Source organism: Providencia sp. PROV255 (assembly GCF_028478065.1).
Classification (GTDB): Bacteria; Pseudomonadota; Gammaproteobacteria; order Enterobacterales; family Enterobacteriaceae; genus Providencia; species Providencia rettgeri.
The window spans coordinates 1-10012 of sequence record NZ_JAMPMI010000002.1 but is presented as its reverse complement, the minus strand read 5'-3'; the positions used below and the strand labels follow the sequence as shown (position 1 = coordinate 10012).

Below are 10012 nucleotides of genomic sequence, written 5' to 3'. Positions count from 1 at the left end.
GAAGAACAAGCCGCCGAAGATGCGAGAATTGCAGAGGAAGAAGCTGAAGCTGAGCGCTTACGTTTAGAAGAAGAAAAAAATAATTTACCAACAGAGCAAGAAAAACCTAAAAAAGAAGGTTTCTTTGCTAGGCTAAAGAAAGGGTTATTAAAAACTCGCCAGAATTTAGGTTCAGGTTTTTTTGGGCTGTTTTCAGGTAAAAAAATTGATGATGACTTATTTGAAGAGCTTGAAGAGCAGCTATTGATTGCTGATGTCGGGGTTGATACCACTCGCAAAATCATTGATAACTTAACGGCACATGCGAGCCGTAAAGAACTCAAGGATGCAGAAGTGTTATATGGCAAATTGCGTGAGGAAATGTCTGATATTTTAGCGAAAGTGGATAAACCACTCGTGATTGAAGACAAAAAACCCTATGTTATTCTTATGGTTGGTGTTAACGGGGTCGGGAAAACGACAACAATTGGTAAATTAGCACGTCAATATCAGTCGGAAGGGAAAAGCGTCATGTTAGCCGCGGGGGATACTTTCCGTGCAGCAGCCGTTGAGCAACTTCAAGTATGGGGAGAGCGCAATAAGATCCCTGTGGTCGCTCAACATACTGGCGCAGATCCTGCATCGGTTATTTTTGATGCGATTCAATCAGCGCAGGCGAAAGGGGTTGATGTTTTAATTGCAGATACCGCTGGGCGCTTACAAAATAAATCGCACTTGATGGAAGAGTTGAAAAAAATTGTCCGGGTGATGAAAAAACTCGATGAAAATGCTCCCCATGAAATTATGTTAACGCTAGATGCAAGTACTGGACAAAATGCGGTAAGTCAGGCAAAACTTTTTGATGATGCGGTCGGTTTAACAGGTATAACATTGACTAAGCTCGATGGCACAGCAAAAGGTGGCGTAATTTTCTCTATTGCCGACCAATTTGGTATTCCAATTCGTTATATTGGTATTGGTGAGGGTATTGAAGATTTACGTCCATTTAAAGCAGATGACTTTATCGAGGCTCTATTTGCCCGAGAGGAATAATTTTCGATGATTCGCTTTGAACACGTTAGTAAAGCTTATCGCGGTGGCCGCCAAGCACTCCAAGGGGTTGATTTTCATCTTCAACCTGGAGAAATGGCATTTCTAACAGGCCACTCAGGCGCAGGTAAAAGTACATTACTTAAACTGATTTGTGGAATTGAACGCCCAAGTGCGGGTCATATTTTATTCAATGGTCATGATATCAGCCGCTTGAAAAATCGAGAGATCCCGTTTCTGCGCCGGCAGATCGGGATGATTTTTCAAGATCACCACCTGTTATTTGATCGAACGGTATATGACAATGTCTCAATGCCGCTAATCATTTCTGGTGCTAGTACCGAGGATATTCGTCGGCGAGTTTCCGCTGCATTGGATAAAGTTGGGTTATTGGACAAAGCGAAAAACTTCCCAATTCAGTTATCTGGTGGGGAGCAACAACGTGTCGGTATTGCCCGAGCGGTGGTGAATAAACCAACGATGTTATTAGCGGATGAACCAACAGGTAACCTTGATGGTGAATTGTCTGAAGGAATCATGCGTTTATTCGAAGAATTCAATCGTGTAGGGGTGACCGTTTTAATGGCGACCCATGATATTGCATTGATTGAGCGTCGTAACTGCCGTGTTCTTACATTGAGTGAAGGTCGTATGCTTGGAGGTCAACATGGCTAAGAATGTCCGTAAAAGCAAGCCGGAACGAGCCAAGCAATCGAAAAGTAAAGCATTAAAAGGCGGTTGGAAAGAGCAGTGGCGTTACTCGTGGTTGAATGCGCTCGCTGACATGCTAAGACAGCCTTTGGCCACCTTTTTGACTATCATGGTTATTGCGATTTCACTCACATTACCGAGCCTTTGTTATATTGTGTGGAAAAACGTTTCGCAAGCCGCGGAGCAATGGTATCCAACACCACAACTCACTGTTTATCTTGATAAATCTCTTGATGAACAAGGTGGGCAAAATGTAGTAACACAACTGCAGGCTCTTGATGGGGTTGACCATGTGAATTACCTTTCACGTGACCAAGCCATGAGTGAGTTTCGCAGTTGGTCCGGTTTTAGTACTGCACTCGATATGCTAGAGGAAAACCCACTGCCTGCAGTCGCAATAATTACGCCTAAAATTGATTTTGAAGGTTCTAATGTATTAACAACACTGCGTGATAGAGTCAGCCAAGTCGATGGCATTGAAGAAGTTCGCATGGATGATAGCTGGTTTGCGCGGTTAGCTGCACTAACGGGTTTGGTTGGGAAAGTCGCTTCTGTCATTGGGGTTTTAATGATTGTGTCACTATTCCTTGTGATAGGTAATAGCGTACGGCTCAATATTTTTGCTCGCCGCGATACGATTAATGTGATGAAGTTAATTGGTGCTACTGATGGGTTTATCATGAGGCCATTTTTAAATGGTGGCCTTGTATTGGGTGCATTAGGTGCCATTATTTCCCTAATTATGACCTTTCTACTTGTTTGGCAGTTAGCGGACGGTGTGGCAAAAGTAGCCAGTGTATTTGGTACGCAATTTCAGATTGAAGGACTGTTATGGGAAGAGTCTTTATTGATTCTACTGTTATCCGCTATGGTTGGTTGGATAGCGGCATGGTTGGCAACACTTCAACATTTACGACACTTTACACCTGAGTAATATGTTGTTTTTTCATCATTTTTATTCAAGAGTCATGATTTGATTATATCATGACTCTTTGATTCTATTGCAAATTTTCGTTAAAAATGAACTTAGTCTGAATTGTTTTGTCCTACATTGACCTACTGTTAACAAATTTTGTATATAATTTATTTAACGCGGTTAAACTGGTAGACTAAAAATGTTTACCTCATGGCTAACCAATGCGGTTATCAATACAAACTAATCTGTTTCCTATTATTTTATTGAGGATCTGAATGACCAAAGACATGCAATCATTAGCTCTTGTTCCACAAGGAAGTATTGAAGCCTATGTTCGGGCTGCTAATGCTTACCCGATGCTCACCGCTGAGGAAGAAAAGGAACTTGCTGAACGGCTGCATTACCATGGTGATCTGGATGCTGCAAAGCAACTGATCTTATCGCACTTGCGCTTTGTTATTCATGTTGCTCGTAGTTATGCAGGGTATGGTTTACCACAAGCTGACTTAATTCAGGAAGGTAATATCGGCCTGATGAAAGCGGTGCGTCGTTTCAATCCTGAGGTTGGCGTTCGTCTTGTTTCCTTTGCGGTTCACTGGATCAAAGCTGAAATTCATGAATATGTTTTACGTAACTGGCGTATTGTCAAAGTCGCGACAACAAAATCGCAACGTAAGCTATTCTTTAACTTAAGAAAGAATAAAAAGCGTCTTGGTTGGTTTAACCAGGACGAAGTTGATATGGTTGCCCAAGAGTTAGGGGTAAGTACTAAAGATGTGCGTGAAATGGAATCACGTATGGCTGCACAAGACATGGCATTTGATATGTCAGATGACGATGACAGCAGTGATTTTGGTGGCCCTGTAGCCCCAGTCTTATACTTACAAGACAAAGCATCAGACTTTGCCGGTTCAATTGAAGATGATAACTGGGAAAGCCATGCAACTGACCGCTTAGCAGATGCGTTGGATTCTTTGGACGAGCGCAGTCAGGATATCATCCGAGCTCGTTGGTTAGACGATGACAACAAAACGACGTTGCAAGAACTCGCTGATAAATACGGTGTTTCTGCAGAGCGTGTTCGTCAGCTTGAAAAGAACGCAATGAAGAAGTTACGTTTGGCGATGGAAGAAGACGAAGATAGCGAAATGTAATTTATGACTGGCCAATTCGTTGTTCACTAAAATTATCTGCATTTATTACCCGTTAAGAGGTGGATAAATGCAGATAATCATTTCTACTTTTACATTTTTTATTGTTCAATTAATCACCGTATAACTCTAGCGGTAAGCCATCGGGATCTGTGAAAAATGTAAAACGCTTTTGGGTATAGGGGTCGATGCGTATGGCCTCACAAGCCACACCTTGCTCAGTTAAATAAGCTACCCATTTATCTAAATCATCAACACTGAAGGCTAAATGGCGCAGCCCTGTGGCTTCAGGATAACTCAACCTTGCTGGCGGATTAACAAAACTGAATAATTCAATTTGGTAATGTTCACCAAAGGCTAAATCCGCTTTCCATGAATTATTTTCTGGGCGGAAATGTTCTTCAAGTAGATTTAACCCCAAAATACGGCAATAAAAATCCTTACTGACCTCAAAATTGGATGCAATAATAGCAACATGATGAATTTTATTTAACTTCATGCTGTTTTTCCCCATATATCAGGTTGTGCGGTGGTATTGAAGCCATTAGCAGCCAAGAATAGCCGCACCGCTTCTTTTTCTTGTAGGGCTACCCCGCTAATATCAAATTTCCATAGTGTAATGTCAGGAATAGCTTGGCAAATTTCTTCTAATAAATATGAGCCAACACCGCGTCGGCGAGTGACCTCTCGTACGCAAAAATCCTGCAAAGTGGCAGTGTTATGATCCACCGTAATTTTTGCAGCTCCAAGAAGGCGTTCATTAAAACGGGCGGCATAGAATAAGTCACCTGCTTTGCACATTTTGGCTAGTTCAAAAGGACTCTGGTCAGGCCAGATTTTATGTAAGTCCAGATATTGTTGCTCAGTAGGATTGACCAGCGGGATAATAGTAAGTCTCATGATATTTTGTTTGTTTCCCTGTAAGAGTTGCAGTCACTCATCCTGCCAGAGTGATCTACAACCGATTTTTTGATTTTAGAGAGAAAAATTTGGTGATACTGAATTTTCCGAATTTCACTCGGATTAATTTAAATTTAACCCGAATATAACACTAGTATTTACAAAAAACCTACTTTAACACATCAGTTTTTTATTCTGCTTCTAATGTAAAAACCTGCCATATACATTTGCTATTTAGCATAATTATCTTGTTTAATGTTATGAAATATATAGCCTTATTCGCTGTATTTTGAAATCTCAGGCATTTTACCTGTCAACTATAATAATCTACTACAAATCAAACACAAACACTCAGAACCACGAAGACGGGGACGATAAAATGAAGAATATGAATAAAGCATTATTAGCGGGCTGTATTGCGATGGCATTCAGTTCAGCAGGATGGGCAAAGGAAATTAAAATAGCGGTTGTTGGCGCGATGTCAGGGCCTGTAGCTCAATATGGTGATATGGAATTTACAGGGGCACGCCAAGCGATCGCAGATATTAATGCTAAAGGTGGCATTAATGGAAACACATTAGTGGCAGTAGAATATGACGATGCCTGTGACCCGAAACAAGCGGTTGCGGTGGCAAATAAAGTGATTAACGATGGTATCCGCCATGTTATTGGGCATTTATGTTCCTCTTCAACACAGCCGGCATCCGATATTTATGAGGATGAAGGTGTCATTATGATCACCCCAGCTGCAACTAATGCGGATTTAACCACACGTGGTTATCAAATGGTTCTGCGTACAACCGGTTTGGATTCGGACCAAGGACCCACTGCAGCTAAGTTTATTATGGAAGATATCAAACCAACTCGTATTGCTGTTGTGCATGACAAACAACAATATGGGGAAGGTTTAGCCCGTTCTGTACGTGAAAGCCTCAATAAAGCTGGCGTTAAAGAAGTGATGTTTGAAGGGGTAACGGCGGGTGACAAAGACTTTTCCGCTTTAGTGGCAAAATTGAAGAAAGAGAATGTTGATTTTGTTTACTTTGGGGGATATTACCCAGAGATGGGGCAAATTTTACGCCAAGCGAAGCAAGCTGGCTTGAATATTCGCTTTATGGGGCCTGAAGGCGTCGGTAACTCTTCATTATCAAATATTGCAGGTGATGCCTCTGAGGGCATGTTGGTAACTTTACCAAAACGTTACGACCAAGTTGCGACTAACCAACCAATTGTTGATGCCATCAAAGCGAAGAAAGAAGACCCAACAGGGCCATTTGTTTGGACAACTTATGCTGCTATCCAAGGTTTAACGACGGCAATGGAGCGTACTGGCAGTATTGAGCCTGAAGATTTAGTGAAAGACCTGAAAGCAAATCCGGTCGAAACTGTCATGGGAACATTAAGCTGGCAGCCAAACGGTGACCTGAAAGGGTTTGAGTTTGGTGTATTTGAGTGGCACAAAGATGGGACTTCCACCTCTGTAAAATAGTACTCAGCAGTGTTCCAGCATAGTGAATAAGAACCGGAAGTAAGTCACTTGCTTCCGGCTTCTGTTCTCTATAGAGGACAAGTAGTTCGAAAGGATAGTCTTATGTCAGATCAAATTCTGTATTTTATTCAGCAACTTCTGAATGGTTTAACCCTCGGTAGCACTTATGCACTGATAGCTATCGGCTATACGATGGTGTATGGCATCATTGGGATGATTAACTTCGCCCACGGCGAAGTGTACATGATTGGTAGCTATGTCTCTTTTATTGTGATCGCAGGCTTAATGATGCTTGGGATTGATATCGGTTGGCTCCTTGTTGCTGCGGCCTTCATTGCGGCAATTGTGGTCTCTAGTGCCTATGGTTGGAGTATTGAACGGGTTGCTTATCGGCCGGTCCGTCATTCTAAGCGATTGATTGCATTGATCTCTGCGATCGGAATGTCTATTTTCCTGCAAAACTATGTCAGTTTGTCACAAGGTTCGCGTGATTTAGCCCTACCCAGTTTGATTACAGGGCAATGGGTTCTCGGTGAAAGCGATGGTTTTGAAGCCACGGTGACTAAGATGCAATTGACCATCTGGGTGGTTACCGTGCTTGCGATGTTAGCTTTGACGCTATTTATTCGCTATTCAAAAATGGGAAGAGCCTGCCGAGCTTGTGCAGAAGATCTTAAAATGGCTAGCTTATTAGGCATTAATACCGATCGCGTCATTTCATTGACCTTTGTTATCGGTGCTGCAATGGCTGCTGTGGCTGGTGTGCTATTGGGGCAATTTTATGGTGTGATTAACCCCTATATTGGTTTTATGGCAGGAATGAAAGCATTTACTGCGGCGGTATTAGGGGGAATTGGGAGTATTCCCGGCGCCATGTTAGGTGGTTTAATCTTAGGTGTTGCAGAAGCGATGACCTCTGCATATTTAAGTACAGAATATAAAGATGTTGTGTCATTTGGTTTATTGATTGGTGTGTTGTTAATCATGCCAACCGGCATTCTGGGACGCCCGGAGGTCGAAAAAGTATGAGAAAAGAAAATTGGATTAATGCCATTGTGGCTTCAGTGACTTTTTTCGTATTGGCTCTGTTCATGATGGGGTTGCAGCTCGCTCTTGATGGCACAAAACTGGTTGTTACGGTTGGGGATTCTGTACGTTGGAACTGGATCATTGCGGGTATTATTGTCATCTTTGTTTACCAGTTGGTTCGTCCGACATTAAATAAAGTATGGCAAGGAGTTCCTAAAAAGGCGTGGGCGATCCCTGATTTTGATGGTTCGACAGCCAAGCAAAAGATTCTTGCAGCTGTAATTATTATTGCCGCAATTATTTGGCCGTTTATTGTTTCTCGCGGAAGCGTGGATATTGCCACCCTGACATTAATTTATGTGATGTTAGGCTTAGGGTTAAATGTGGTTGTTGGGTTATCTGGGTTACTGGTTCTTGGGTATGCCGGCTTTTATGCCATTGGTGCTTATACTTTTGGTTTATTAAATCATTACTATGGTTTTGGTTTCTGGGAAAGTTTACCGATTGCAGGGTTAACCGCTGCGTTAGCCGGTTTTTTATTGGGATTCCCTGTTCTAAGGTTGCGGGGGGACTATCTTGCAATAGTGACGCTCGGCTTTGGGGAAATTGTTCGTATTTTATTACTGAATAATACCGAAATCACTGGCGGGCCAAATGGGATCAGTCAATTACCGAAACCGACTTTCTTTGGTTTGGAATTTAGCCGTACCGCTAAAGATGGCTGGGATACCTTCCATAACTTTTTTGGCTTAGATTACAGCCCTGGTGACCGTATTATTTTCCTGTATTTTGTCGCCTTGTTATTAGTAGTCTTAACTTTATTTGTTATCAATCGCTTACTGCGTATGCCATTAGGTCGTGCATGGGAAGCATTACGCGAAGATGAAATTGCCTGTCGCTCATTAGGGCTAAGCCCAACTCGAATAAAATTAACCGCATTTACTATTAGTGCGGCCTTTGCGGGATTTGCAGGGACGTTATTTGCCGCACGACAAGGCTTTATCAGCCCAGAATCTTTTACCTTTGTGGAGTCGGCATTTGTGTTAGCCATCGTCGTTTTAGGGGGAATGGGCTCACAAACTTCCGTGATTTTAGCCGCAATTATCTTAGTCGTATCACGGGAAATGATGCGTGACCTTAACCAATACAGCATGCTGTTATTAGGGGCATTGATGGTGCTGATGATGATCTGGCGACCACAAGGCCTATTACCGATGAAACGTCGTCAAATGCAGGTGAAAAAAGTCCCTGAAGGGGAGGGCGTATGAGCCATATAACAACGCCTTTGCTACAAGTTAATGGCTTAACAATGCGTTTTGGTGGGTTACTTGCCGTCAACAATGTTGAGTTAACCATTAATCAAGGGGAAATAGTTTCACTGATTGGCCCGAATGGGGCGGGTAAAACCACCATTTTTAACTGTTTAACGGGGTTTTATAAGCCGACCAGCGGCACGATTTTATATCGTGAAAAACACCTTGAAGGGCTGACAGGGCAGTCTATTGCTCGCCTTGGCGTCATCCGAACATTTCAGCATGTGCGGTTATTTAAAGAAATGACGGTGATTGAAAATTTACTTGTGGCGCAACATCAACATTTAAAAAGTGGCATTTTTTCTGGGCTATTGAAAACCCCTGCGTTTCGTCGGGCAGAAGCTGAAGCGCTTGATAATGCGGTAAAATGGCTTGAGCGTGTTGATTTACTCCCCTTTGCCAATCGACAAGCGGGTAATTTAGCCTATGGGCAGCAGCGTCGGTTAGAAATTGCTCGCTGTATGGTCACTCGCCCTGAAATATTAATGTTAGATGAACCAGCAGCAGGTCTTAACCCTAAAGAAACCAATGACTTGGATGACTTGATTGCTGAGTTACGAGCTCATCATAATGTTTCAATTCTCTTAATTGAACATGATATGAAATTAGTCATGGGAATTTCAGATCGCATTTATGTCGTGAATCAAGGAACGCCATTAGCGAATGGGACACCGAGTGAGATCCGTCAACATCCTGATGTGATAAAAGCCTATTTGGGGGAAGCTTACTGATGCTAGAGTTTAAAAAAGTTTCTACCCATTATGGAAAAATTCAAGCACTACATGAAATTAGTTTGAATATCCAAAAAGGTGAAATTGTGACCTTAATTGGAGCAAATGGTGCAGGGAAAACCACCTTGCTCAGTACGCTTTGTGGCGATCCACGTGCATCGGAAGGCCAGGTCATCTACCGAGGTGTGGATATCACCCAATTGCCCACCTCGAAAATTATGCGTGAAGATATTGCATTAGTACCTGAAGGGCGACGTGTATTTTCTCGTATGACAGTGGAAGAAAACCTCGCAATGGGGGGCTTTTTTGCCGATCGCCAACAGTACCAAGAACGTATTGAGCGAGTTTATAAGCTATTTCCAAGGTTGTATGAGCGTCGAAGCCAGCGTTCAGGAACGATGTCTGGCGGTGAGCAACAAATGCTAGCGATAGGCCGTGCTTTAATGAGCCAGCCAGAGTTACTCTTACTTGATGAGCCATCCTTAGGCCTTGCTCCCATTATCATTATGCAAATTTTTGATACGATTCAGCAGCTACGCGAAGAAGGAATGACAATTTTCCTTGTCGAACAAAACGCCAACCAAGCGTTGAAACTCGCAGACCGTGGTTATGTGTTGGAAAATGGGCATATTGTGTTGGAAGATAGTGGCAAAGCGTTGCTAGCGAATGAGGCAGTACGAAGCGCCTATCTAGGCGGCTAAAATTTTAGTCATCCTTCACGCTGTGGCGTTGTTGGCTTCATT

Annotated in this window: 11 protein-coding genes; 9 read left to right on the top strand and 2 right to left on the bottom strand. The window is 42.6% G+C overall.

The features are described 5' to 3' along the window. The 4 genes from ftsY to rpoH form a co-directional block, all read left to right on the top strand. Positions 1 to 1032, top strand: a 1032-nt coding sequence (gene ftsY / locus PR725_RS01415) for a signal recognition particle-docking protein FtsY (protein WP_272517678.1), incomplete at its 5' end; no start/stop codon positions are given. A gap of 6 nt (positions 1033 to 1038) precedes the next feature. Next, positions 1039 to 1704, top strand: a complete 666-nt coding sequence (gene ftsE / locus PR725_RS01410) for a cell division ATP-binding protein FtsE (RefSeq protein WP_004908148.1) — start codon at positions 1039 to 1041, stop codon at positions 1702 to 1704. Continuing rightward, positions 1697 to 2674, top strand: coding sequence for a permease-like cell division protein FtsX (ftsX, locus tag PR725_RS01405; protein ID WP_109911659.1), 978 nt, complete (start codon positions 1697 to 1699; stop codon positions 2672 to 2674). The genes ftsE and ftsX overlap by 8 nt, the downstream gene beginning before the upstream one ends. Positions 2675 to 2931: 257 nt before the next feature. Then, complete coding sequence (gene rpoH / locus PR725_RS01400) at positions 2932 to 3810, top strand: RNA polymerase sigma factor RpoH (RefSeq protein WP_004908152.1); 879 nt, start codon at positions 2932 to 2934, stop codon at positions 3808 to 3810. A 109-nt stretch (positions 3811 to 3919) separates the two neighbouring features. On the opposite strand, the gene gloA2 is transcribed toward rpoH, so the two are convergent. Both gloA2 and panM read right to left on the bottom strand, forming a co-directional pair. Further along, complete coding sequence (gene gloA2 / locus PR725_RS01395) at positions 3920 to 4306, bottom strand: SMU1112c/YaeR family gloxylase I-like metalloprotein (RefSeq protein WP_004908154.1); 387 nt, start codon at positions 4304 to 4306, stop codon at positions 3920 to 3922. Then, positions 4303 to 4707, bottom strand: a complete 405-nt coding sequence (gene panM, locus PR725_RS01390; protein ID WP_123382261.1) for an aspartate 1-decarboxylase autocleavage activator PanM — start codon at positions 4705 to 4707, stop codon at positions 4303 to 4305. The genes gloA2 and panM overlap by 4 nt, the downstream gene beginning before the upstream one ends. 379 nt (positions 4708 to 5086) lie before the next feature. Here panM and PR725_RS01385 point away from each other — a divergent pair, with 379 nt between their 5' ends. The 5 genes from PR725_RS01385 to livF all read left to right on the top strand — a co-directional run bounded on the left by PR725_RS01385 (position 5087) and on the right by livF (position 9970). Beyond that, positions 5087 to 6196, top strand: a complete 1110-nt coding sequence (locus tag PR725_RS01385) for a branched-chain amino acid ABC transporter substrate-binding protein (protein WP_004908157.1) — start codon at positions 5087 to 5089, stop codon at positions 6194 to 6196. A 102-nt stretch (positions 6197 to 6298) separates the two neighbouring features. Further along, the gene (gene livH / locus PR725_RS01380; RefSeq protein WP_109911661.1) at positions 6299 to 7225 is read left to right on the top strand and encodes a high-affinity branched-chain amino acid ABC transporter permease LivH; all 927 of its coding nucleotides are present in this window, start codon (positions 6299 to 6301) and stop codon (positions 7223 to 7225) included. Next, entirely contained in the window at positions 7222 to 8493 is a 1272-nt protein-coding gene (locus tag PR725_RS01375; RefSeq protein ID WP_109911662.1) for a high-affinity branched-chain amino acid ABC transporter permease LivM, read from the top strand. Before livH ends, PR725_RS01375 begins: the two co-directional genes overlap by 4 nt. Beyond that, complete coding sequence (gene livG / locus PR725_RS01370; protein ID WP_004908162.1) at positions 8490 to 9269, top strand: high-affinity branched-chain amino acid ABC transporter ATP-binding protein LivG; 780 nt, start codon at positions 8490 to 8492, stop codon at positions 9267 to 9269. The genes PR725_RS01375 and livG overlap by 4 nt, the downstream gene beginning before the upstream one ends. After that, positions 9269 to 9970 (top strand): high-affinity branched-chain amino acid ABC transporter ATP-binding protein LivF, encoded by a 702-nt coding sequence (gene livF / locus PR725_RS01365; protein ID WP_004258508.1) that lies wholly within the window; start codon positions 9269 to 9271, stop codon positions 9968 to 9970. Before livG ends, livF begins: the two co-directional genes overlap by 1 nt. The last annotated feature ends 42 nt before the right edge of the window (positions 9971 to 10012 follow it).